The sequence below is a fragment of the Brachybacterium kimchii genome, from assembly GCF_023373525.1.
In the GTDB taxonomy this organism is placed as follows: Bacteria; Actinomycetota; Actinomycetes; order Actinomycetales; family Dermabacteraceae; genus Brachybacterium; species Brachybacterium kimchii.
The window spans coordinates 627,056-650,407 of sequence record NZ_CP097218.1 but is presented as its reverse complement, the minus strand read 5'-3'; the positions used below and the strand labels follow the sequence as shown (position 1 = coordinate 650,407).

The following is a 23,352-nucleotide window of genomic DNA, read 5'->3' as shown; positions in this document are numbered from 1 at the left end:
CTCCGGTGGGGGCGTGGGTGGAGGACGGGCCGACGGGGCCCGGACCGCGACGGGTGCTCATGCGGCGTGGATGCGCTGCAGGAAGCCGCGGGTGCGCTCGTGGCGGGGCGCGCCGATGACCTGATCGGGCGGCCCCTGCTCCACGATGCGACCGCCGTCCATGAAGACGACGTGGTCGGCGACGTCGCGCGCGAAGGCGATCTCGTGCGTGACGATGAGCAGGGTGGTGCCGGCGCTCGCGAGGTCGCGGATCACGGCGAGCACCTCCTCGACGAGCTCGGGGTCGAGCGCCGAGGTGGGCTCGTCGAAGAGCAGCACCTTGGGGCGCAGGGCGAGGGCACGGGCGATCGCGACGCGCTGCTGCTGGCCGCCGGAGAGCTGGCGCGGGTAGACGTCGGCCTTCGCGGCCAGTCCCACGGTCTCCAGCAGTTCGCGGCCGCGCGCGAGCGCCTCGCGCTTGGGGACGCCGAGCGCGCGGCGCGGCGCCTCGGCGACGTTCTGGAGCGCGGTCATGTGGCCGAAGAGGTGGAACTGCTGGAACACCATGCCCACCTCGGTGCGCTGGCGCAGCACGTCCTTCTCGGACAGCTCGAGCAGCAGGTCGTCGCGGCGGCGGTAGCCCATGATCTCGCCGTCGATCGCGACCACGCCGCGGTCCAGGGCCTCGAGATGGTTGAGCGTGCGCAGCAGCGTCGACTTCCCCGAGCCGCTGGGCCCGAGGATCGCGGTGACGGTGCCGGGCTCGACGGTCAGGTCGACCCCTCGCAGCACCTCGAGATCGCCGTAGGCCTTGTGGGCCGCACGGACCTCGACGCGCCCTCCGCGGGGCGCCGTGATGGCGGTGGTCTCCGAGGTGGTCCCGAGCGCGGTCATGCGCGCACCTCCGTCCTCTTCGAGCGCAGGCTCGAGAACTGCGCGCGCAGCCGCTGCAGCGGGGTGGGCGGCAGCGTGCGCACGGCTCCCTTCGCGAAGTGGCGCTCGATGTAGTACTGGGCGATGGACAGCAGCGAGGTGATGACGATGTACCAGAGGGTCGCGACCATGAGCATCGGCAGCACCTGCTGGGTGCGGCCGTAGATCAGCTGCACGGTGAAGAACAGCTCGGCGTGGGCGATCACGTAGACGATGGCCGTGCCCTTGACCAGGCCGATCACCTCGTTGAACGCTGAGGGCAGGATCGCCCGCATGGCCTGCGGGAGCACGATCCGCAGGTTGCGGTCGCGGGCGGGGATGCCGAGCGCGCTCGCGGCCTCGACCTGTCCGGCGTCGACCGAGAGGATGCCGCCGCGGATCAGCTCGGAGGCGTATGCCGCCTGGTGCAGGCCCAGGCCCAGCACCGCGGCGACGAGCGGGGTCATGAGGTCGCTCGTGCGGGCGTCGACCAGGCTGAGGTCCGTGAAGGGGACGCCCACCGCGATGCGGTCGTAGAGGTAGCCGAGGTTGAACCAGATGAGCATCTGCACCAGCAGCGGCGTGGAGCGGAAGATCCAGGAGAACGTCCAGGACAGGCCCGAGGCGAGCCGCGAGCCGGAGAGCCGCATGAGCGCGAGCACCAGGCCCAGGCCGAATCCGAGCACTCCCGAGAGGACGGTGAGCTTCAGCGTCTCCCCGAGCCCGCGGATGATCGACCGCGCGAGGAACCAGCTGCCCACCACGCCCCATTCCCACCGCGGGTTCAGGGCGATGGCGACGAGCGCGGCGAGCACGAGGACGCCCACGATGGCCACGACGACACGGCGCACCGGCCGCCGGGCGGGCGCGACGCGCAGCCGGTCGATCTGCTCCGCGCCCAGCGCGTCGAGCGAGCGGCCCTCGGCCCCGTCGTCCTCCGGCCGGCCGGGCATGTCCGAGGCACAGGACTCCTCGCCGCTCGTGCGGAGCGTGCGGGATGCGGCGTCGCGTGCAGTGAGGGTCACGGCTGTGCCTTCCGGTCGAGGGGCGGGGCCGACGGTCGTCGGCCGCGGGATGGCGTGGATCTGTGTGAACGCACGTAACACCCCTGTTGCAGTTATGGACCGTATAAGCGAGTCTTTAGTTGTGGCAAGCGGAGACGTCTCGACCGGACACATCACGACACAGAAGGGAGCGCCGATGAGCACGAGCAGCGCGCGGATCGTCGTCGTGGGCGCCGGTCCGCGACCCTCTGGCCTGCTGGAACGCCTCGGCGCGAACGCCGCGGAGTTCGCCGACGCGCACGTGCGGATCGACCTCGTCGACCCCAGCACGCCGGGCGCGGGACGCATCTGGGACGCGCACGAGAGCCCGCTCCTGCTCATGAACTCCCGCGCCATGGACGTGACGATGTTCACGGACGAGGCGTCCAGCATCGACGGCCCCGTCCGACCCGGCCCCTCCCTCGCGCAGTGGGCCGAGGGCATCCGCGAGGGCAGCATCGCGGCCCCGACGGCCGGCACCGAGCGCCTCGCGGAGATCGAGGCGCTCACTCCCGAGTCCTTCCCGAGCCGCCGCGTGCAGGCGCTCTACCTCGAGTGGGTGTTCGGCCGCGTGCTCGCGGACCTGCCGGAGAGCATCGAGGTGCGCATCCACCGCCGCCTCGCGACCGGCATCGAGCAGCACGACGCCTCCGCGAGGGGCGCTGCGGAACCCGGCTCGTCCTGGCGCGTCGCGCTCGACGACGGCACCTCGCTCTCGGCGGATCTCGTGCTCGTGACCGTCGGCCACACCGATGCCCGCCCCACCCCCGCGCAGCGGGACCTCCATGACTTCGCCGCCCGCCACGGCGGCGTCTACGCCTCCCCCTCGCACGCCGACGGCGTCGACCTGGCCTCGCTGCCCGCGGGCCGGGACGTCATCCTGCGAGGGATGGGCCTGGGCGCGGTGGACCTCATCGCCCTGCTCGCCGAGGGCCGCGGCGGCAGCTTCTCCCCCGCTCCGCTCGCGGGCGAGCCGGACCGGCTCTCGTACGAGCCCTCCGGCGAGGAGCCCGTGCTGTGGCTCGGCTCGCGCCGCGGCACGCCCTTCCACTCGAAGGTGCGCGGGGAGGACGTCCCCGCCGGCCCCTCCGAGCTCGCCCACCTGACGCCGGAGGCGCTCGACGCGGCAGAGGACGCCGAAGGGCACGTCGACTTCGAGCGCTCCGTGCTGCCGCTGGTCGCCGCCGAGATCCGCCATGCGGTCCCCGGCGTCGCTCTCGGCCGCACGGACAGCGAGGGCTGGGATCTGCTCACCGCTCTCGACGATCCGCTGGTCGGGCTCTTCGCGAGCGATGGCGCGCCCCCCGACGACGCCGCCGAGGCGCTGCGCCGCACCCGTGACGTGCTCGTCGGACACATCGAGAGCGACCTGCGCGAGCGCACAGAAGAGGACCCGACGCAGGCGCGCGCGCTCTTCCAGGTGCTGCTGCGCATCACGGGAGCCCTCGCCCGGCTGCTTCCCGCCGAGCGCCTCTCCCCCGCCTCGCGCGGCAGCTACCCGGGACTGTGGCACTCCCTGTTCAGCTTCGTCTGCTCGGGTCCGCCGCCGCGCCGCCTCCAGCAGATCCTCGCGCTCGAGCGCGCCGGCCTCCTCCACTTCCTCGGGCCGCGGCTGCAGGTGACGGCCGACGAGGAGACCGGTGAGTTCGTCGCCGAGGGCGCGGGCGGCGCACGGGTGCGGACCTGTGCCCTCGTGGACGCGTTCCTCCCGGCGCCCACGCTCGAGGGCTCCTCGAACTCCTTCCTGCGCCGCCTCGGCACGGACATCGGAGCGAGCGATCCCCATGCGCCGGGCCGACTGCGCACCGACGGCGAGGGCCGGGTGCTCGACGCCGAGGGAGAGCCGGTCCCGGGGCTCTGGGCCGTCGGCCCGGCGACCTCCGAGTTCCCGCTCGGCGCCTTCGCCCGTCCCCGCACGGATGCCCCCGTCTTCCGGCGCAACGACGCCCTCGCCCGCACCCTGCTCGCCGAGGCGGAGGCCGTCGCCGCCGGTGGTCCGAGCACCGATGCCGGCCACCCCGCGCACGATGTCGGCATCGTGGGCGCCGGCAAGATCGGCACCGCGATCGCTCGCCAGGCAGTGCGCAGCGGGCTGCACGTGCACGTCGAGACCTCCCGCGACGCCCGCTCGCTGAGCGCGCGGATACCCGGCGCCGTGGCGGGCCTGCGCACGCCGTCGGCCGGGGAGGTCGTCGTGCTCACCATGCCGTTCCATGCCGTCTTCGACCTCGATCCCGAGCGCCTGCGAGGGGCGGTCGTCGTCGACGCGACCAACCCCTGGGGACCCGAGGACCTCGCGGCGATCGAGCAGGCGCGAGGGCGCTTCGGCGCCGACCTCTCGAGCAGCGAGCTGGTGGCGGCCCACCTCGTCGCGAGCCGCGTCGCCAAGGCCCTGAACCACATCGGCTACCACGACGTCGAGGACCATCCGCGGCCGGCCGGGGCGAGCGATCGCCGAGCCCTCGCGATCGCCTCCGACGACGAGTTCGCGGCCGCCCGGGTCGCGTCGCTCCTGGACCGGCTGGGCTATGACGCGGTGCTCGTGGACGGACTGGGCCAGGCCCGCCACCTCGAGCCCGACGGCGCCGTCTTCGGCTCCCACGCCTCCCGCGACGTGCTCACCGCGGCCCTCGAGGCGGCCGACGCCGCGGTGCTCACCGCGGCCTGACCCGGCCCGCGCGTCGCACGGGTCGGGCATGCTGGGCCCATGACCGCCTCCGCACCGACCATCCTCGCGACCAGCGCCGGCTGCGTCCCCCATCCGCGCCTGCGCTTCGCCTTCGGGCCGATGATGCGCCTGGCGACCGAGCTCGCCGCCGAGGACGGATGGCACGACCCGTCCGGACCGCCGTGCATCTGCAACGTCTCGACGGCCTCCGGCGATGACGCGCGCTTCCAGAGGGACATGGAGGAGGCCGCCCGCGAGGCCGGGTACGAGCTCCACCACCTCTCGCTGTTCTCCACGCCGAACGTCGCGGACATCCCCGCCTACCTGCGGTCCTTCGACGTGATCTGGGTGAACGGCGGTTCCGTGGTCAACCTGCTCGCGGTGTGGCGGGCCCACGGCCTGGACCGCGTGATGCGGCAGCTGTGGGAGGAGGGCGTCGTGCTCGCGGGCGTCTCCGCGGGATCGATCTGCTGGCACACGGGCGGGGTGACGGACTCCTTCGGCCCCGACCTCGCGCCGGTGACCGACGGCCTCGGCATGCTCCCCTGGGCGAACGGCGTGCACTGCGATTCCGAGGAGGCGCGGATGCCGCTGCTGCGGCGACTCGTGGCCGAGGGCACGCTCGGCGAGACGCACTGCACCGATGACAGCACGGGACTGCTGTACCGCTCGCAACAGCTGGTGGAAGCTGTGAGCGAGAAGCGCGGTGCCCGGGTCCGCAGACTGCGCCGCGACGACGTCTCCGGGGGTCTCGTCGAGGAGGACCTCCCGGTGCGGCTGCTCGAGGGCGCGCTCCCGGGCGAGTCCGCCGACTGACACCGGACGGACGACGGGCCCGGCAGCCTCCCCTGAAGGAGGCGGCCGGGCCCGTCGGACGCCGGTGCACGGGGCACCATGTGCGGCGCGGTCGATCACCGACCGTCGCGCGGGTCGGGGCTCACACGCCGACCGGGGCGTCCTCGAAGGTCGCGGTGTCGATCACGGCGCGGAAGTAGACCTCGCCGTTGACCACGCGGTCGTAGGTCGCGTCGACCTCGTCGACCCCGATGACCTCGATCTGGGCGCCGATGCCGTGCTCGGCGCAGAAGTCGAGCATCTCCTGGGTCTCGGCGATGCCGCCGATGTTGGAGCCGGCGAGCACCTTGCCGCCGCCGATCAGCGCACCGAAGTGCAGCGGCTGCGCGGCCGGCGGGAGGCCGACGACGGCCATCACGCCGTGCGGCTTGAGCAGCCGCAGGTAGCTGTCGACGGGGATGTCGGCGCTGATCGTGTTCAGGATCAGGTCGAACTCGCCGCGATGCTCCTCGTAGAAGCCGTCCTCGGTGGTCGGGAGCATCCGGGTCGCGCCCAGATCGATCGCGAGCTGCTCCTTCTTGCGCGAGCGCGAGAGCACGGTGACCTCGGCGCCCATGGCCGCCGCGAGCTGGACGCCCATGTGGCCGAGGCCGCCGAGGCCCAGCACGGCGACCTTCTTTCCCTCGCCGACGCCCCAGCGGGCGAGCGGGGCGTAGGTCGTGATGCCGGCGCACAGCAGCGGGGCGGCGACGTCGAAGTCGAGACCGTCGGGGATGCGGCACACGAAGCGCTCGTCGACGACGACCTTCTGCGAGTAGCCGCCCTGGGTGATGGTGCCGTCGACGTCCTTGACGTTGTAGGTGCCGACGCTGCCGTTCAGGCAGTCCTGCTCCTGGCCGGCGAGGCACTGCTCGCACTCGCCGCACGAGTCGACCATGCAGCCCACACCGACGCGGTCGCCCACGGAGTACTTCGTGACCTGGTCGCCGACGGCGGAGACGACGCCCGCGATCTCGTGGCCGACGGTGAGCGGGAAGTGCGCCTCGCCCCACTCGTTGCGGATGGTGTGGATGTCGCTGTGGCAGATGCCCGCGGCCTTGATGTCGATGACGACATCGGCGGGTCGGGGGTCGCGACGCTGGATCTCTGCGACCTTGTACGGCTGGTCGGGGCCGGTCTTCTGCAGGGCCTTGACGGTGAAGGGCACGGTCGTCTCCTCGGAGCTCGGGTGCGGATGGATGCCCGCCGGGCTGTCCGGAGCGATGCTCCTGCGACGGGTGCGATCTCGCGAACGCACCCCCGCGGCGGGCGACCCCTCAAGCGTAGTCCCGCAGGTCCCCGCGTGATCGGCCGACGAGATTCTCCAGACACTCGGGAATCCGCGGCGGCTCCGACCGTCGGCCGCGGCGGCGGTCGGGTGCCGCTGAGGGCGCTCAGTCCGGGGCACCCTCGAGGATCTCGCCGCGACGGGGCGTCCCGCAGGGGAGCACGAAGGGCACCGGCGCGGTGCGGTCGATGTCGAGCCCCTCCATCGCCTGCAGGTGGACATGGGGCTCCATGCTGTTGCCCGAGTTGCCGCACGAGGCGAGCACGTCGCCCGTGCGGACCGAGTCCCCCGTACGGACCCTGATGCTGCCCCGCTGCAGGTGGCACAGCGCGACGAACACCTGTCCGCGGTGCGGGTCCTCCGTCGCGATCACCACGTGGTTGCCCGCCAGGCCGTTCCAGCCCTCGGCGGCGCGACGGCCCTGGGTGAGCGCGTAGCCGAGCGAGGCGAGCCCGCGGTGGGCGTCATGATCGACCTCCCCGTCGTGGGCCTTCACGACGCGGCCCTCGCACGGAGCGAGAACGTCCCGGCCGAAGCCGGGGAAGCGCTCGGGAGGCTCGGGGCCGAGCAGGGCGCGGACGTCGAAGGGGCCCGTGCGCGAGTCCGTCCCCACGGGCACGAGGTCCAGCGCGAGGGCGGTCGCGAAGCGCTCGGTGCCGTGGCTCGGGACGCGGTCGGCCGGGGAGTTGCGCGGGGTCCAGCGACCGCGCAGAGGATGGGCGAGACGCAGCGGAGGCACGAGCTCCGCGTGCTCCGCCCGGCCGTCGGCGCGGCGCTCCGGCATCGGGGTCGCTCAGCCGACCTGCTGGAGGCGGACGATGTTGCCCGCCGGGTCGCGCAGCGCGCAGTCGCGCGGCCCCCAGTCCTGGTCCGTGGGCTCCTGGATGACGTCGGCCCCGGCGGCCTCGATGCGTGCGAACTCGGCATCGACGTCGTCGGTGGACAGCAGCACCATGGCGAAGACGCCCTTGGCCATGAGGGAGGCGACGGCGGCGCGCTCCTCGTCGGTCGCGGCGGGGTCGACGACCGGCGGGGCGAGGACGATCGAGACGGACTCGTCGTCCTTCGGGCCGACGGTGATCCACCGCATGGCGCCCTGGCCCACGTCGAGGCGGACGTCGAAGCCGATGACGTCGCGCCAGAAGGCGAGGGAGGCGTCGGGGTCGGTGTGAGGGAGGAACGAGGTGCGGATGCCGATGCTCATGGCCCCATTGTGCGCGCGGGCGAGGCGGGGTGTGCGGATCGCCGTCTGCGCGCGGTGGGTCATGGGAGGAGCAGCAGCCGCCCGGTGCTCGGATCCCCCCATGTGACGCACGGATCGCGCGCGGCGCAGGCAGGCACTGTGCATCGGCCCCCGGCAGTGGCAGGATGTCCGCTCGTGGTCACTGAACCAGGCCGTGCCCCGCATTCTCGCGGGAGCATCACCCCCGCAGCCGCCCCGTCGGCTGAGTCCCCTTCCACGGCAGACGCCCCGAGCACCGAGGCGCCCGGCGCGGGCTCCCCGCGCGCGGCCTCATCGGACGCGGATCCCTCGGACCCTGCTCCGCACATGTCCCCCGGGACGCCCTCGACTCCCCCGCCGCGCGGCCCACGACGCTCCCGTCGGGCCCTTCTCGATCCGGACGGCCGGCCCCGCCGCCGCCAGCCCGTCGCGGCTCTCATGCTCGGCGCCGCGGGCGTCGTGTTCGGCGACATCGGCACGAGCCCCCTGTACTCCCTGCAGACCGTCTTCAGCACCCACCACAACTCCGTCGCCCCCACCGAGCAGGACGTGCTCGGTGTGATCTCGATGATCGTGTGGTGCCTGATCCTCATCGTCACGGTCACCTATGTGGGCGTGATCCTGCGGGCCGACAACCAGGGCGAGGGCGGGATCCTCTCCCTCGCGAACCTCATCCAGCGCAAGCTCGGCAAACGCTCCGCGCAGGCGTCGATCGCCCTGATCCTCGCGATCATCGGCGCGACTCTCTTCTACGGGGACTCCGTGATCACCCCCGCGATCTCCGTGCTCAGCGCCTTCGAGGGCCTGCAGGTGGCGAACCCGGAGCTGGGCGCCTGGGTGGTGCCCGCAGCGGTCGTGGTGCTCACCGGGCTCTTCCTCGTGCAGCGCTGGGGCACGGGTGCGATCGGGAAGGCCTTCGGGCCGATCATGGTGTGCTGGTTCCTCGCGATCGCCGCGCTGGGCCTGCCGCACCTGCTCTCGGACCTCTCGATCCTGCGCGCCATCTCCCCCAGCTATGCGATCGTCTTCGCGCTGGACCGGCCCGTCGTCGCGTTCATCGCGATGGGCGCGGTGGTCCTCGCGATCACGGGCGCCGAGGCGCTCTACGCCGACATGGGCCACTTCGGCCGGCGCCCGATCGCCCTCGCGTGGCTGTGCCTGATCCTGCCGTCCCTGCTCATCTGCTACTTCGGGCAGGGCGCGCTGATCCTCTCCGACCCCTCGGCCATCGCCAGCCCCTTCTTCCGCCTCGCCCCGTCGTGGGCGCGGATCCCGCTCGTGGTGCTCGCGGCGATGGCCACGGTCATCGCTTCCCAGGCGGTCATCTCCGGCGCCTTCTCGGTCTCCCGGCAGGCGACCCGACTGGGCCTGCTGCCGCGGCTGAAGGTCCTGCAGACCTCGAAGATCCACGGCGGGCAGATCTACCTGCCGGTGGTGAACCTCTTCCTGTTCCTGGGCGTGCTGACCCTGGTGCTCGCCTTCCGCTCCTCGGAGTCCCTGGCCTCCGCCTACGGGCTCTCGGTGACGGGGACGCTCCTGCTCGAGCTGTCCCTGTTCCTCCTGCTCGCCCTGCGCGTGTGGGCATGGCCGCTGTGGCGCGTGGTGCTCATGGCCGTCATCGTCGGCGGGCTCGAGCTCGCCCTGTTCGCGGGCAACGTCATCAAGGTCGCCTCGGGCGGCTGGCTGCCCCTGGTCATCGCCGCGGCGCTGCTCGTGGTCATGCTGACGTGGCGGCGCGGGGCGCGCGAGTACTTCGGGCGCCGACACGCCCTCGAGGGACCGATCGACGAGTTCGTCCGGGAGATCCGCGAGAAGCATGTCCGACGGGTCCCGGGCCTCGCTGTCTACCCGCACGGCGATCCCACGACGGTCCCGCTCGCGCTGCGCTCGAACCTCCGGTTCAACCGGATGGTGCATCGCAACGTCGTCATCATCACGATCCGCAACGTGGGGGTCCCGCACGTGCTGCACGATGCCCGCGTGCAGGTCAGCGACCTCGGCGATCCGCACGACGGCATCGTGCACGTCACCTACAAGGTCGGCTTCAACGACTCCCAGGACCTGCCCGCGGCGCTCGCCGAGGCCGTGGGCCTCTCCCCCGAGCTGCGGGTGGACCCGAGGAAGGCGATCTACTTCCTGTCCGTCTTCCGCATCGAGCCCGGCGAGGACCGCTGCATGCCGCGCTGGCAGAAGGGCCTGTTCCGTCTGCTCGAGAAGTTCTCCGCGAACAAGACCCACGCCCTGCACCTGCCGCCCGAGCGCACCGTCGTGATGGGCGCCGAAGCGCAGGTCTGAGCTGCACTCTCCGGCGACGGGTCAGAGGGCGGCCTTGCCGAACCTCCAGTAGCCGGTGAACTCGATGCGCTTCTTGGGCACCTCGTGCGCGACCAGGTGGCGGCGCCCCTCTGCCACGAGCGCCTGCTCTCCGGCGAGGTACGCCTGCAGCTCGGCACCGCGCGCCGGTCGCAGCTCGCGCAGCGCCTCGAGGGCGAGCACACCGGGGCGGTCGTGCGGGTCGGCGCGCGGGATCCAGCGCACCTCCATGTTCTCCGGGGCCTCGTGGGGCTGCTCGTCGGCCGCCTCGGGGATCTCGAGGATCGCGGTGCCGCTCGTGCTGCGCGGAAGGTCGCGCAGGATGCCGAGGATCGCGGGCAGCGCGGACTCCTCGCCGACGAGCAGCACGGAGGCGGCGTCGGCCAGGAGATCGAATCCGCGGCCCTGGTCGATCATCATCACCTGCTCGCCCTCCTTCGCGCGGCGCGCCCAGGGGCCGGCGATCCCGGCGTCGCCGTGGGAGACGAAGTCGATGTCGAGCTCGCCGTCCTCGGCGCGCAGCTCGCGGATGGTGTAGCTGCGCACGGGCGGACGCTTGCCCGAGCTCGTGGTGAGGTACTTCAGCGCCCCGGCGAGGCCGAAGCCCTCGGGCACGCGCGAGTAGTCGGTCCCGCCCTCGGGGTGCGGCAGGAACAGCCGCACCCACTGGTCGAAGCCGTGGGCGGGGATCGTGGAGACGTCCTCGCCCTCGAGGGTCACGCGGATCATGTGCGGGCCGACCTGCGCGGTGCGGGCGACGTGCGCGAGGTGGTGCCCGCGGAAGCGGCGGGCGTCGGTGAACGCCATGGGCGGTGGGCCTCCTCGGATCGTCGGGCCGACGATCGGCCCGCAGTGAGGTGAGCCTATCCGAAGTGATCGAAGCCGAGGTCGGCGAGCACTGTGCCGTCGAGCACCACACCGGGCTCCTCCCCCGGCGAGGGGGCGCGCACCAGGCCGATCCTTCGGAACCCTGCGGGGATCTCGCCCTCCTCGAAGGTCGCGAGGAGGGCATGCTCCTCCCCGCCGCCCAGCACCCATTGCCAGGGGTCGGCGGGCTCGGTGAGGAGATCCGCGGCCGGTGCGAGAGCGTCGGCATCGGCCGCCAGCACGGCGCGGTCCAGGTCGAGGACGACGCCGCTCGCCCGTGCGATGCGTCCGCCGTCGCGGGCGAGTCCGTCGGACACGTCGAGCATGGCCCGAGCGCGCCCGGGGCATGCCGTCCAGCCCAGGGAGATCTCGGGGTCGGGTGCGTCGTGCCAGGCCACGAGGGCGGCAGGGGTCACGTCGGGGCTCCGGACGCCGTCGTCTCCGTCGTCGCCGTCGGTCCCACGATCTCCGGCCAGCGCCTCCCCCTCTCCCGCGAGGACGAGCGCGAGGCCGGCGGCGGAACGGCCGATCAGAGGGCTGCCGAGCGCGAGCACCTGGTCGGGCCGGGCTCCGTCGCGTCGGACCGGCGCCTGCCCCTCCGGGAGCGCCCCGACCGCGGTGACGGTGATCGAGAGCGAGTCGGCCGCACCGAGGTCGCCGCCCACGACGCTCACGCCCTCGCGCGCGCACCGCTCGGCGAGCCCGCGGCTGATGCCCTCGAGCAGCTCCGCGGGCGTCTCGCGCGGAGCGGAGACCGAGACGACGACGGCCTGCGGGCGCGCGCCCATCGCGGCCACGTCGGCGAGGTTCTGCACAGCGGCCTTGCGACCGATCCATTCCGGCCGGGTCGCGGACAGCAGGAAGTCGTGCCCCTCGGTGAGGGTGTCGGTCGTGATGACCAGTCGCGGGGAGGCCAGGCGCACCACGGCCGCGTCGTCGCCGGGGCCCAGCTCGACGTCGGAGCCCTGGGCGAGTCCGGGCGTGATCCGCTCCAGCAGGCCGGACTCGGTGAGGTGCTCGATGCGCGTCATGCCCCCCAGTGTGCCCGAGGTCAGGCCCGATATCCTCGGGGGATGCGTCGCGCTCTGCCCCGCCTCCCCGCGCTCCCCGCCCTGCTGGCCGGAGCGCTGGTGCTCGGCTGCTCGGCGTGCGCCACGGTGCGCGTGCCCGCGGGCGAGGACGCCGCGGATCCGGCGTGCGCGCAGATCGTGCAGGACGCGCCGGAGCAGCTCGAGGGCCAGTCGCGACACGCGACCAGCAGCCAGGGAACTCTCGCCTGGGGCAGCGGGGACGAGGCGATCGTGCTGCGCTGCGGCGTCGCTCCCCCGGGTCCGACCACGCAGATGTGCACGACCCTCACCGACGCCGACGGCACCGGCGTGGACTGGATCATCGACGAGGACGGCTCGTCGGACGGGATCGTGCGGTTCACGACCTACGGACGCACCCCGGCGATCGACCTCACCGTGCCGCGCGAGGTCGTCGGCGACCAGGCCTCGGCCGCGGCACTGGACCTCACCGACCTGGTGACGTCGATCCCCGCCGAGCGCCACTGCCTCGGCGCCGACGACGTCCAGTAGTCCCCTCAGCGCAGACCGATGCGGCGGGTCCGCGCCTGCTCGAGCAGGTCGCTGATGAGGCTCGTGTAGTCCATGCCCATGTTCTCCCAGAGCACGGGGAACATCGAGGACGGCGTGAAGCCGGGCATCGTGTTGACCTCGTTGACGACGACCTCTCCCGTCTCGGTCACGAAGACGTCCACGCGGCCCAGGCCCTCGAGGCGCAGCGCGGTGAAGGCGCGCGCGGCGACCTCGCGCACGCGCTCCGCGGCGCCGTCCGGCAGGGCCGCGGGCACCTGGATGCTCACGGTCCCCTTGCCGAAGTACTTCGACTCGTAGTCGTAGAAGTCCAGGTCGTCGCCCACGATGACCTCGCCCGGCTCGGTGGTGCGCGGAGCGTCGCCGCCGCGGCCCTGGAGCACGCCGCACTCGACCTCCCTGCCCGCCACGCCCTGCTCGATGAGGATCAGCGGATCCTCGGCGAAGGCGGTCTTCACGGCGTGCTCGAGCTCCGCGGGGTCGGTCACCTTGGAGACGCCCAGGCTCGATCCGGCGCGGGCGGGCTTGACGAACCACGGCGGAGCGAGGCGCTCGCGCACGCTCCCGGTGACCTCCTCGGTCCGCTGCGCCCACTCGTCCTCGTGGACGCTGATCGACGGCGCCGACGCGATGCCCGCTGCGTCGAGGGCGGCCTTCGTGGCCGTCTTGTCCATGCAGGTGGCGGAGGCGAGGACGCCGCTGCCCACATAGGGGATGTCGAGCAGGTCGAGGGCGCCCTGGACGGTGCCGTCCTCGCCGTAGGGGCCGTGCAGCAGGGGGAGCACCGCGTCGACCTCCGCGAGGGGCTCCACGCGACCGTCCCGGACCACGCGCAGCGGCACCGGTGCGCCGGGGGTCTTGGTGACCGCGGGCAGGAGCACCTCGTCCCCGTCGGCCGGGACCTCGGGCGGGGTCTCCCCGTGCAGCTGCCAGTCGGCGGGGTCGTCGCTCACGTGCAGCCAGCGCCCCTGGCGGGTGATGCCGATCGCGACGACGTCGTACCGCTCGCGGTCGATCGCGCCGAGGATGCCGCCCGCTGTCACGCAGGAGATGCCGTGCTCGCCGGAGCGGCCGCCGAACAGGAGCGCGATGGTGGAGGTCATGGGGTCGAGAGTAGTCACTCGGGTCGGACGGAGCGTGCGAGCAACGCCGTGGTGACCTGCTCGATCGGGACTCCGTGATCGACGACGTCGACGACGCCGCGCGTGATCGGCATGTCGATCCCGAGCCTGCGGGCGGTCTCGTCCACGGCGCGCGCGGTGGCGACGCCCTCGGCGGTCTGGCCCACCTCGGCGGCGGCCGCCTCGACGTCCAGTCCCCGTCCCAGCGCGTGGCCCATGCGGTGGTTGCGCGAGAGCGGGGAGGCGCAGGTGGCGACGAGATCGCCCATCCCCGCGAGTCCCGCGAAGGTGCTCGCCTGCCCGCCCACGGCGACGCCCAGGCGGGTGATCTCGGCGAGACCGCGGGTGATGAGGCTCGCACGGGCGTTGTCGCCGTAGCCGAGCCCCGCGGCGGCGCCGACGGCGATCGCGATGACGTTCTTGACCGCTCCGGCGACCTCGACGCCGATGACGTCCTGCGAGGTGTACGGGCGGAAGGAGGGGGCGGCGCACCAGGTCGCGACCATGCGCGCGAGCTGCTCGTCGTGCGCGGCGATGACGCTCGCGCACGGCTGGCGCCGGGCGATCTCCACGGCGAGGTTCGGACCGGACAGCACGGCGACGCGCTGCGGGTCGACCTCTCCCGCCTCGGCGATCACCTGGCTCATGCGCAGGTCGGTGCCGCGCTCGATGCCCTTGGCGAGCGAGAGCACGGGGACCGCGGGCAGCGTGCTGCCTCCCGCGCGCCAGGCGGAGAGGTTCTCGCGGAGGCTCTGGGCGGGCAGGGCGAGGACCACTCCGTCGACCCCGTCGAGCGCCTCGTCGATCTCGGAGGTGGCGGTGACCCGCTCGGGCAGACGGACATCGCCGAGATACGAGGGGTTGGCCCCGTGGTCGCGGATCTCGCGGGCGGTCTCCTCGCGCCGCGCCCAGAGGACGACCTCGCAACCGGCGTCGGCGAGGACGAGCGAGAAGGTGCTCCCCCAGCTGCCGGCGCCGAGCACGGCGATGCGGGTCATCGGCCGAGGAACCTGCCGCGGCCGAGGGCCCGACGGGGCGCACGGTCGGTGACGGTGCGCGGGCCGGTGGTGCGGGGTCCGAGCGCACGGCGGCGCACGGTCGCGGGCGCACGCCGGGCGAGCGCGTTGACGGCCGCCGCGTGCATCATGCGCCGCGGCGCGAAGGCGATGCGGCCGCGGACCGAGCGGTACTTCACGGCCGTGGTGACCTGCAGCAGCTCGCCGCCGGGCAGGAGCGCCACGCCGATCCGCACCGAGAGGTTCTGGTCGTCGTCCTTGATCAGCGCCTCGCTGCCGCGGACCTCGTCGGTCACGTACTGCTTCTCGGGCGGAGGGACCATGTCGAACAGGCGCACGGCCTCGTCGCGCAGGGCGCGCAGACCGCGCGTGCCCAGCGGCGTGTTCTCGTGGGAGAAGATCGCCTCCGCCCACACGCGCGGGTCCTCGACGTCGACCCCGCGGGTGGGGACGATCACCACATCGCAGTAGTCGGGCACGGGGATGTCACGCAGCGCGAGCGAGCTCGCCGCCGCGCTCGTCACCCCGTCGCCGCGATCCTCGGACGCGCGGTCCCCGGGCGTGCGGTCGACGGTCGTGCCCTCGAGGATGTCGTCGTGCTGCTCGCTCATGCGTCCTCTCAGTCCTCCCAGTACTCGGCGCCGAGCGCCGTGAGCTTGTCGCGGAAGGCCTCGTAGCCGCGGTCGATGAGGTCGATGCCGTGGATCGAGCTGACGCCGTCGGCGCCGAGCGCGGCGATGAGGTACGAGAACCCGCCGCGCAGGTCGGGAACGGTGATGTCGGCCCCGTGCAGCTCCTGGGGCCCGGAGATCACGGCCGAGTGGTTGAAGTTGCGCCAGCCGAAGCGGCAGCTCGAGCCGCCCAGGCATTCGCGGTAGACCTGGATGCGGGCGCCCATGTCGTTGAGGGCCCGGGTGAAGCCCAGGCGGTTCTCGTAGACGGTCTCGTGCACGATGGAGATGCCCTCGGCCTGGGTGAGCGCGACGACGAGCGGCTGCTGCCAGTCGGTCATGAAGCCGGGGTGGACGTCGGTCTCCATGGCGATCGAGCGCAGCGGCTCGTCGGGCCGGAAGAAGCGGATGCCCTCCTCGGTGATGTCCAGCCCGCCGCCGATCCGGCGGAACACGTTGAGGAACGTGGACATCGGCTTCTGCTGGGCGTTGCGCACGAAGACGTCGCCCTTGGTCACGAGCGCCGCGCAGGCCCAGCTGGCCGCCTCGATGCGGTCGGGGATCGCCACGTGCTCGTAGCCGCCGAGGCGCTCGACGCCCTCGATCGTGATGGTGCGGTCCGTCTGCAGGGTGATGAGCGCGCCCATCTTCTGCAGGACGGCGATGAGGTCCTCGATCTCCGGCTCGACGGCCGCGTTGGTGAGCTCGGTGAGGCCCTCGGCGCGCACGGCCGTCAGCAGCACCTGCTCGGTCGCGCCGACGCTCGGGTACTCGAGATGGATCTTCGTGCCCTTGAGCCCGTTCGGCGCGGTGATGTGGATGCCCAGCTCGCGCTTGTCCACGTGGGCGCCGAACTCGCGCAGCACGTCGAGGTGGTAGTTGATGGGGCGGTCGCCGATGCGGCAGCCGCCCAGGTCGGGGATGATCGCCTCGCCCAGGCGGTGCAGCAGCGGGCCGCAGAACAGGATCGGGATCCGCGAGCTGCCCGCGTGCGCGTCGATCTCGGTGGCGTGCGCGCGCTCGACGTTCGAGGGGTCCATGCGGATCAGGCCCGCCTCGACGTCGCGCTCGATCTTCACGCCGTGGACCCTGAGCAGATCCGCGACGATCTGCACGTCGCGGATGTCGGGCACGGACCGCAGCAGGCTGGGCTCCTCGCCCAGCAGCGCCGCCACCATCGCCTTGGAGACGAGGTTCTTGGCGCCGCGCACGGTGATGTCACCGTTGAGCGGGCGCCCTCCGCGCACGTGGAATGTCGAGGTCATATCGTCCTTGAAGCGTTCCGGGGACCCCCGGGCGGGGTCCGTCCTCCGATCCCGACAGAGTACCGGAGGGCGATGTGGCGGGGCTGGACGTCGGCCGCTGCTCAGTCCGCGGCGCGCGCGGGCAGCGTCTTGGGCATCCAGCGCGGGCGCCTCTCCTCGAACGCGGAGATGTCGGCCTCGTGGCGCAGGGTCAGGCCCACGTCGTCCAGGCCCTCCATGAGGCGCCAGCGGGTGTACTGGTCGATGTCGAAGCGGAAGGTGGCGTCGGCCGCATGGACCTGCTGGTTCTCGAGGTCGACGGTGATCTGTGTGCCCGGCGCCTCCTCGAGGATCTTCCACAGCTGCTCGATGTCGTCCTGGGAGAGCTTGGCCGCGACCAGGCCCTGCTTGCCGGCGTTGCCGCGGAAGATCTCGGCGAAGCGGCTCGAGAGCACGGCCTTGAAGCCGTAGTCGCGCAGCGCCCAGACGGCGTGCTCGCGGGAGGAGCCGGTGCCGAAGTCGGAGCCGGCCACGAGCACCGAGCCGTGGGAGTAGGGCTCCTGGTTCAGGATGAAATCGGGGTCCTTGCGCCAGTTGACGAAGAGTCCGTCGTCGAAGCCTGTCTTGGTGACCCGCTTGAGGTAGACGGCGGGGATGATCTGGTCGGTGTCGACGTTGCTGCGGCGCAGCGGGACGCCGACGCCGCTGTGGGTGGTGAACTTCTCCATGGTCTGTGCTTCCTCGCTCGTGGGTCGTCGGCCGATGTGTGCTCGCGCTCAGGCGATGCGCAGTCCGCCCGGGAGCGGCACGCGCTCGGCGCGGGGCGGCTCGGCCGCGGGGTCGACGGGCTCGAGGTCCGACGGGGAGCTCAGGGTGCCGCGCACCGCGGTCGCCGCGGCGACCACCGGGGAGACCAGGTGGGTGCGGCCTCCCTTGCCCTGCCTGCCCTCGAAGTTGCGGTTCGAGGTCGACGCGCAGCGCTCCCCCGGCGCGAGCTGATCGGGGTTCATGCCCAGGCACATGGAGCAGCCGGCCTGACGCCACTCGGCGCCGAAGGCGAGGATCTCGCGGTCCAGGCCCTCCTGCTCGGCCTGCAGCTTCACGCGCGCCGAACCGGGCACCACCATCACCCGCACGTCCGGGTCCTTGCTGCGCCCGCGGATCACGTCCACGAAGGCCCGCAGGTCCTCGATGCGCGAGTTCGTGCACGAACCCATGAACACGGTGTCCACGCGGATGTCCTTGAGCGGCGTGCCGGGCACCAGGTCCATGTACTTCAGAGCGCTCTCGGCGCTCGCCCGCGAGGTGTCGTCCGTGAAGTCCTCGGGCGCGGGGACCGCGGCCGACAGCGGCAGGCCCTGCCCGGGGTTCGTGCCCCAGGTGACGAACGGCTCGAGCTCGTCGGCGTCGATCACGACCTCCGCGTCGAAGGCCGCGCCCTCATCGGTGCGCAGCGACCTCCAGTACTCGACGGCCTCATCCCACAGCTCGCCCTCCGGGGCGTGGGGACGGCCCTTGACGTACTCGAAGGTGGTCTCGTCGGGGGCGACCATGCCCGCGCGGGCGCCGGCCTCGATCGACATGTTGCAGATGGTCATCCGGCCCTCCATGGAGAGGCTGCGGATCGCCTCGCCGCGGTACTCGAGCACGTAGCCCGCGCCGCCGCCGGTGCCGATCTTCGCGATCACCGCGAGGATGATGTCCTTCGCGCTCACGCCCGGCTTGAGGGTGCCGTCCACGGTGATCGCCATGGTCTTGAAGGGGGCGAGCGGCAGCGTCTGGGTCGCCATCACGTGCTCGACCTCGCTGGTGCCGATGCCGAAGGCGAGCGCACCGAAGGCGCCGTGCGTGGAGGTGTGCGAGTCGCCGCAGACCACGGTGATGCCCGGCATGGTGAGCCCCAGCTGCGGGCCGACGACGTGCACGATGCCCTGCTCCCTGTCGCCCAGGGAGTGGATGCGCACGCCGTACTCCTCGGCGTTGCGGCGCAGGGTGTCGATCTGGGTGCGGGAGGTGATGTCGGCGATCGGCTTGTCGATGTCGACCGTAGGGGTGTTGTGGTCCTCGGTCGCGATGGTCTGGTCCACGCGGCGCAGGTCGCGGCCCTCCTGGCGCAGCCCGTCGAAGGCCTGGGGACTGGTCACCTCGTGGAGGAGCTGGAGGTCGATGTAGAGCAGGTCGGGCTCGCCGTTCTCTCCCCGGCGCACCACATGGTCCTTCCACACCTTCTCCGCGAGCGTGCTCGCCATGGCTCCTCTTCCTTCCCTCGTGATCATCCGGCGTCCGCGCCGGATGAGGTCCGGCACGATGCCGGGTCGGCCTCCGGTGCGGGTTCGGTGCGGGCCGACGGGCCCGACGGCCCGGGGGCCGACGAAGTCGTCGCACGCACCGACGCTCGGCCGGAACACTGCAATCGTCGCGAGGGAAATGCCGCTGCGCACTTGCGTCTCAACAAATAAGACGGCAATATCGGAGCATGGACACCACCACGGAGGAGGGCGGAAGCGGCGTCGGCGTGCTCGACAAGGCCGCAACCGTCCTCGGAGCCCTCGAAGCAGGCCCTGCGACCCTCGCCCAGCTCGTCCAGTCCACGGGACTGGCCCGCCCCACGGCCCATCGCCTCGCGGTGGCACTGGAGCATCATCGCCTGGTGGCGCGCGACATGCAGGGTCGTTTCATCCTGGGGCCCCGCCTCGGGGAGCTCTCCGCCGCCGCGGGCGAGGACCGTCTGCTCGCCGCCGCGGGCCCCGTGCTCACCGCGCTGCGCGACCACACGGGCGAGTCCGCCCAGCTCTACCGCCGCCAGGGCGACCACCGCATCTGCGTGGCGAGCGCCGAGCCGCCCATCGGCCTGCGCGACTCCGTGCCGCTCGGGTCCACCTTGACGATGAAGGCCGGCTCGGCCGCCCAGATCCTGCTGGCCTGGGAGGAGCCGGACCGCCTGCACCGCGGTCTCCACGGCGCCCGCTTCACCGCGACCATGCTCTCCGCGGTCAGGCGCCGCGGCTGGGCCCAGTCCATCGGTGAGCGCGAGGCGGGCGTCGGCTCCGTCTCGGCCCCGGTGCGCGGCCCGGGCGGGCGCGTGATCGCAGCCCTGAGCGTCTCGGGCCCGCTCGAGCGCATCACCCGACAGCCCGGCCGCCTGCACGCCGCCGCCGTGATCAGCTCCGCCAACCACCTCAGCGAAGTCCTGCGCCGCGCGGGGGGCTGAGTCGGGGCGGAGCGGTCGCGGGCGGGGTGGCCCTCTCGTGGGCGGTGCTCGCTGTCGCGGGGCGGCGCCGCCACGGGGCGGCACTGTCGCCGGGCGGCGGTGGGGTCTCTGGCGGAAATAGCGTCTCTGGCGGCAGTGTCACGGGGCGGCGTATACGGGACATCTCTGCCATATCTGGCAGAGATGTCCCGTATACACCGCTCCACAACACGACCGTCTGCCCCGCACGCAGGTGGAGCCGGCAAGCGACCGCCCCGCACGCAGAAGGAGCCGGCATCCGCGTGGATGCCGGCTCCTTCTGTCCTTGCTCGTACCCCGTACCGGATTTGAACCGGTGTTACCGCCGTGAGAGGGCGACGTCCTAGGCCGCTAGACGAACGGGGCCTGTGCTGATCAGAAGATCAGCTGCCGATCCGAGGATCGACGGTCCGGAGCGATGACCCGACGCGCAGGTCATGGTTCCGAGATGCGATCCCGAGGACCGCGATGCAGGTGCTGGACCTGCCGCAGATCGAGGATCTGCTGGTACCCCGTACCGGATTTGAACCGGTGTTACCGCCGTGAGAGGGCGACGTCCTGGGCCGCTAGACGAACGGGGCGCGGACTTCGAACTCCTCGCCTGAGCGAGGGTGAAGCGCTGGGGTACCAGGACTCGAACCTAGAATAACGGTACCAGAAACCGTCGTGTTGCCGATTACACCATACCCCAAGGTCAGAGCACCTTTCCGAGGACCGGGGTCCGCGGTGCGGGTGCCGCAACGAGATAGAACATTACCCGGTCCGCGTGCCCGTCGGCAAAGCGATCGCGGCCGCGACCCTTGTGAGGTCTCCCACCTCGCAGTATCTGCGCTGGTCAGGGCGCGGTTCTCGGTGCCCGAGGGAGCGTTCGTCGGTGGGGCGCCTGAGAAGCACGCCACGAAGGCCTGCGAGTGCTGCGGCCTGGGCGTCCACGTCCGGCTCGTCGCCCACGTACGCGGCGCGGGCGGGATCGACGCCGAGCAGGCGGGCGCCCTCGCGGAAGACGCGCGGATCGGGCTTGCCCACGCCGAACGTCTCGACGGTCACGAGCAGCGGGACGACGTCCGCGAGCCCCGCGGACTCCAGCTTGCGCTCCTGCAGGAAGCGGGAAGCGTTCGAGACCGCGCCGACGGACACCCCGGCCTCGTGCAGTGCGAGCACGGCGGGTCGGGCGTCCTCGAAAGCAGTGCACGCGGGGATGAACTCCGCGTCGAAGGCACGGGCGAACGCCTCGTACTCGGTGTCCGAGAAGGAGGCGAGGCCCAGCCAGTGCGCGATCTCGTCGATCCGGGCGTGGCGCTGGACGGCGTAGGGGACCTCGCCCCGCGTGTAGGAGCGGTAGTGATCCCCCGGATCGGCCGACCAGCGCGCGATGATCGCCCCGTCGTCGACGCCCGCCGCGCGGCCGTCGGCGCCCGTCGCCTGTTCGTCGACGCCCGTCGCCCGGTCGCCGGTACCCGTCGCGTGATCGTCGGAGCCCGAGGCGAGCTCCGAGCTCCCGGCCTGCATGGACGCGCGGTGCCGCGTCCTCAGCATCGGGATCAGCGACCGGCCGAGGGCGCGGGCGAAGGCAGCGGCCGTGTCGACGAGTGTGTGGTCGATGTCCAGGAGCACGGCGTCGACCCCTGCCAGGCGCTCGGCGAGGTGCGCCGGAGCGGGAGTCGGCCCGTCGGTCGACGCATCCCGCTCCCCCGCTCCCACAGGGCTCACTCCGTCTTCGCGCACGACGCGTCCACTGCCCCGACGCCCACGGATCCTGACGCTCAGGCGAGCCCGGCGAAGACCTCGCGGCCCGCACGCAGACGGGCGAGGGAGGAGTCGCGGCCCAGCAGCTCCATGGACTCGAACAGCGGCGGGGAGATGCGGCGGCCGGAGATCGCCGAGCGCAGGGGGCCGAAGGCGAGGCGCGGCTTGATGCCCATGTCCTCGACGATCGCGGCGCGCAGCGCCTCCTCGAGGCGGGCGGCCGTGAAGTCGTCCTCGGCGATCGCCTCGACCTCCGTGATCGCACGGTCCACGACCGCTGCCGGATCCTCGCCCATCTTCTTCAGGGCGTCCTCGGCGATGGTGAGATCCGCGTCGTCGATGAAGAGGAAGCGGAGCATGTCCGGGGCCTCGCCCAGCAGGTTCATGCGCGGCTGGACCAGCGGGGTGGCCGCGGCGAGCACCGAGTGCTCGTGCTCGGTGATCGGGTCCGAGACGATGCCGGCCTTCTGCAGGTAGGGGACCATGCGCTCGGTGAACTCGACCGGATCCAGCATGCGCATGTGGTCCGCGTTGATGGCGGTCGCCTTCTTGAAGTCCACGTGGGCGGGGTTCGGGTTCACGTCGCTCGCGTCGAAGCGCTCCACCATCTGCTCGCGGGTGAAGACGTCCTTGTCGGCGCTGTAGCCCCAGCCCAGCAGCGCCAGGTAGTTGACCATGCCCTCGGGCAGGAAGCCCTGGTCGCGGTAGTTGAAGAGGTTGGACTCCGGGTCGCGCTTGGAGAGCTTCTTGTTGCCCTCGCCGAGCACGTACGGGAGGTGCCCGAAACGCGGGATGGCGGTCGCGACGCCCACCTCGATGAGCGCGCGGTACAGGGCGATCTGGCGGGGCGTGGAGGAGAGCAGGTCCTCGCCGCGCAGCACGTGGGTGACGCCCATGAGCGCGTCGTCCACGGGGTTGACCAGCGTGTACAGCGGCTGGCCGTTGCCGCGGACCACCACGAAGTCCGGGGTCGAGCCCGCCTTGAAGGTGATCTCACCGCGCACCATGTCCTCGAAGGTGATGTCGTCGTCGGGCATGCGCAGGCGCCACACCGGCAGGCGGCCCTCGGCGCGGAAGGCGGCCTTCTGCTCCTCGGTGAGGTCGCGGTCGAAGCCGTCGTAGCCGAGCTGCGGGTCGCGCCCGGCGGCGCGATGGCGCTCGGTGATCTCCTCGGACGTGGAGAAGGACTCGTAGATGACGCCGGCGTCCTTGAGCTTCGCGATCACGCCCGCGTAGATCTCGCCGCGCTGGGACTGACGATAGGGACCGTCGGGCCCGCCCACCTCGACGCCCTCGTCCCAGTCGATGCCGAGCCAGCGCATGGCGTCGAGCAGCTGGTGGTAGGACTCCTCGCTGTCGCGCGCGGCGTCGGTGTCCTCGATGCGGAAGATGAGCGTGCCGCCGTGGCGCCGCGCGTGCGCCCAGTTGTACAGGGCGGTGCGCACCATGCCCACGTGCGGGGTGCCGGTGGGGCTCGGGCAGAAGCGCACGCGGATGTCGGCGCCGGTGGCCTCGGTGGTCGGTGCGGTGGCGGGAGCGTGGGTCACGCGGGAGGACTCCTTCGGGATGCCGCGGGAGGCGGCGGGCGGGTGATGAGAGGG

General features: G+C 72.3%; 20 protein-coding genes and 3 tRNA genes. 5 read left to right on the top strand and 18 right to left on the bottom strand.

Going from position 1 to position 23,352, the window contains the following annotated elements; translation table 11 throughout:
• Positions 1–57 precede the first annotated feature (57 nt).
• Both M4486_RS02920 and M4486_RS02915 read right to left on the bottom strand, forming a co-directional pair.
• A complete protein-coding gene (locus tag M4486_RS02920) occupies positions 58–873 on the bottom strand; it encodes an amino acid ABC transporter ATP-binding protein (RefSeq protein ID WP_249479478.1) in 816 nt (271 codons plus the stop codon).
• On the bottom strand, positions 870–1,916 hold the full coding sequence (locus tag M4486_RS02915) for an amino acid ABC transporter permease (RefSeq protein WP_249479476.1): 1,047 nt from the start codon (positions 1,914–1,916) through the stop codon (positions 870–872). Before M4486_RS02915 ends, M4486_RS02920 begins: the two co-directional genes overlap by 4 nt.
• A gap of 175 nt (positions 1,917–2,091) precedes the next feature.
• On the opposite strand from M4486_RS02915, the gene M4486_RS02910 reads away from it, so the two are divergent.
• Both M4486_RS02910 and M4486_RS02905 read left to right on the top strand, forming a co-directional pair.
• Positions 2,092–4,602 carry an FAD/NAD(P)-binding protein gene (locus tag M4486_RS02910; RefSeq protein ID WP_249479474.1) on the top strand — a complete coding sequence of 837 codons (2,511 nt, stop codon included), beginning with the start codon at positions 2,092–2,094 and terminating at the stop codon, positions 4,600–4,602.
• Positions 4,603–4,641: 39 nt separating this feature from the next.
• Entirely contained in the window at positions 4,642–5,418 is a 777-nt protein-coding gene (locus tag M4486_RS02905; protein ID WP_249479471.1) for a Type 1 glutamine amidotransferase-like domain-containing protein, read from the top strand.
• A gap of 121 nt (positions 5,419–5,539) precedes the next feature.
• On the opposite strand, the gene M4486_RS02900 is transcribed toward M4486_RS02905, so the two are convergent.
• From M4486_RS02900 to M4486_RS02890, 3 genes are all read right to left on the bottom strand, one after another.
• Positions 5,540–6,604 carry an NAD(P)-dependent alcohol dehydrogenase gene (locus M4486_RS02900; protein WP_249479469.1) on the bottom strand — a complete coding sequence of 355 codons (1,065 nt, stop codon included), beginning with the start codon at positions 6,602–6,604 and terminating at the stop codon, positions 5,540–5,542.
• A gap of 226 nt (positions 6,605–6,830) precedes the next feature.
• Complete coding sequence (locus tag M4486_RS02895) at positions 6,831–7,508, bottom strand: M23 family metallopeptidase (RefSeq protein ID WP_249479467.1); 678 nt, start codon at positions 7,506–7,508, stop codon at positions 6,831–6,833.
• A 9-nt stretch (positions 7,509–7,517) separates the two neighbouring features.
• The gene (locus tag M4486_RS02890; RefSeq protein WP_228358279.1) at positions 7,518–7,928 is read right to left on the bottom strand and encodes a VOC family protein; all 411 of its coding nucleotides are present in this window, start codon (positions 7,926–7,928) and stop codon (positions 7,518–7,520) included.
• Positions 7,929–8,273: 345 nt separating this feature from the next.
• Here M4486_RS02890 and M4486_RS02885 point away from each other — a divergent pair, with 345 nt between their 5' ends.
• Positions 8,274–10,241 (top strand): potassium transporter Kup, encoded by a 1,968-nt coding sequence (locus M4486_RS02885; RefSeq protein ID WP_249479465.1) that lies wholly within the window; start codon positions 8,274–8,276, stop codon positions 10,239–10,241.
• 21 nt (positions 10,242–10,262) lie between these two features.
• Here the strand turns inward: M4486_RS02885 and M4486_RS02880 are convergent, their stop codons facing one another.
• Together M4486_RS02880 and thiL are read right to left on the bottom strand one after the other, a co-directional pair.
• Positions 10,263–11,066 (bottom strand): siderophore-interacting protein, encoded by an 804-nt coding sequence (locus M4486_RS02880; protein ID WP_249479462.1) that lies wholly within the window; start codon positions 11,064–11,066, stop codon positions 10,263–10,265.
• Positions 11,067–11,122: 56 nt separating this feature from the next.
• A complete protein-coding gene (thiL, locus tag M4486_RS02875; protein WP_249479460.1) occupies positions 11,123–12,157 on the bottom strand; it encodes a thiamine-phosphate kinase in 1,035 nt (344 codons plus the stop codon).
• A 42-nt stretch (positions 12,158–12,199) separates the two neighbouring features.
• Between thiL and M4486_RS02870 the strand changes: the two genes are divergently transcribed.
• Positions 12,200–12,706 (top strand): DUF3515 family protein, encoded by a 507-nt coding sequence (locus tag M4486_RS02870; protein ID WP_249479459.1) that lies wholly within the window; start codon positions 12,200–12,202, stop codon positions 12,704–12,706.
• A 5-nt stretch (positions 12,707–12,711) separates the two neighbouring features.
• On the opposite strand, the gene M4486_RS02865 is transcribed toward M4486_RS02870, so the two are convergent.
• The 6 genes from M4486_RS02865 to leuC form a co-directional block, all read right to left on the bottom strand.
• Positions 12,712–13,827 carry a D-alanine--D-alanine ligase family protein gene (locus tag M4486_RS02865; protein ID WP_249479458.1) on the bottom strand — a complete coding sequence of 372 codons (1,116 nt, stop codon included), beginning with the start codon at positions 13,825–13,827 and terminating at the stop codon, positions 12,712–12,714.
• 14 nt (positions 13,828–13,841) lie between these two features.
• On the bottom strand, positions 13,842–14,843 hold the full coding sequence (locus tag M4486_RS02860; protein ID WP_249479457.1) for an NAD(P)H-dependent glycerol-3-phosphate dehydrogenase: 1,002 nt from the start codon (positions 14,841–14,843) through the stop codon (positions 13,842–13,844).
• A complete protein-coding gene (locus tag M4486_RS02855) occupies positions 14,840–15,472 on the bottom strand; it encodes a DUF2867 domain-containing protein (protein WP_249479456.1) in 633 nt (210 codons plus the stop codon). The genes M4486_RS02860 and M4486_RS02855 overlap by 4 nt, the downstream gene beginning before the upstream one ends.
• 8 nt (positions 15,473–15,480) lie before the next feature.
• On the bottom strand, positions 15,481–16,797 hold the full coding sequence (murA, locus tag M4486_RS02850) for a UDP-N-acetylglucosamine 1-carboxyvinyltransferase (protein WP_249479455.1): 1,317 nt from the start codon (positions 16,795–16,797) through the stop codon (positions 15,481–15,483).
• A gap of 101 nt (positions 16,798–16,898) precedes the next feature.
• Entirely contained in the window at positions 16,899–17,504 is a 606-nt protein-coding gene (leuD, locus tag M4486_RS02845) for a 3-isopropylmalate dehydratase small subunit (protein ID WP_249479454.1), read from the bottom strand.
• A gap of 48 nt (positions 17,505–17,552) precedes the next feature.
• Entirely contained in the window at positions 17,553–19,025 is a 1,473-nt protein-coding gene (leuC, locus tag M4486_RS02840; RefSeq protein WP_249479453.1) for a 3-isopropylmalate dehydratase large subunit, read from the bottom strand.
• Between the two features lie 227 nt (positions 19,026–19,252).
• Here leuC and M4486_RS02835 point away from each other — a divergent pair, with 227 nt between their 5' ends.
• Positions 19,253–19,987 carry an IclR family transcriptional regulator gene (locus M4486_RS02835; RefSeq protein ID WP_152352762.1) on the top strand — a complete coding sequence of 245 codons (735 nt, stop codon included), beginning with the start codon at positions 19,253–19,255 and terminating at the stop codon, positions 19,985–19,987.
• A 311-nt stretch (positions 19,988–20,298) separates the two neighbouring features.
• On the opposite strand, the gene M4486_RS02830 is transcribed toward M4486_RS02835, so the two are convergent.
• The 5 genes from M4486_RS02830 to gltX form a co-directional block, all read right to left on the bottom strand.
• Positions 20,299–20,371: transfer RNA gene (locus M4486_RS02830), tRNA-Glu, on the bottom strand.
• Positions 20,372–20,510: 139 nt separating this feature from the next.
• Positions 20,511–20,586: transfer RNA gene (locus M4486_RS02825), tRNA-Glu, on the bottom strand.
• Positions 20,587–20,624: 38 nt separating this feature from the next.
• Positions 20,625–20,696, bottom strand: a tRNA-Gln gene (locus M4486_RS02820).
• A 62-nt stretch (positions 20,697–20,758) separates the two neighbouring features.
• Positions 20,759–21,730, bottom strand: coding sequence for an HAD family hydrolase (locus M4486_RS02815; RefSeq protein WP_249479452.1), 972 nt, complete (start codon positions 21,728–21,730; stop codon positions 20,759–20,761).
• A gap of 38 nt (positions 21,731–21,768) precedes the next feature.
• The gene (gene gltX / locus M4486_RS02810; protein ID WP_283257955.1) at positions 21,769–23,298 is read right to left on the bottom strand and encodes a glutamate--tRNA ligase; all 1,530 of its coding nucleotides are present in this window, start codon (positions 23,296–23,298) and stop codon (positions 21,769–21,771) included.
• Positions 23,299–23,352 lie beyond the last annotated feature (54 nt).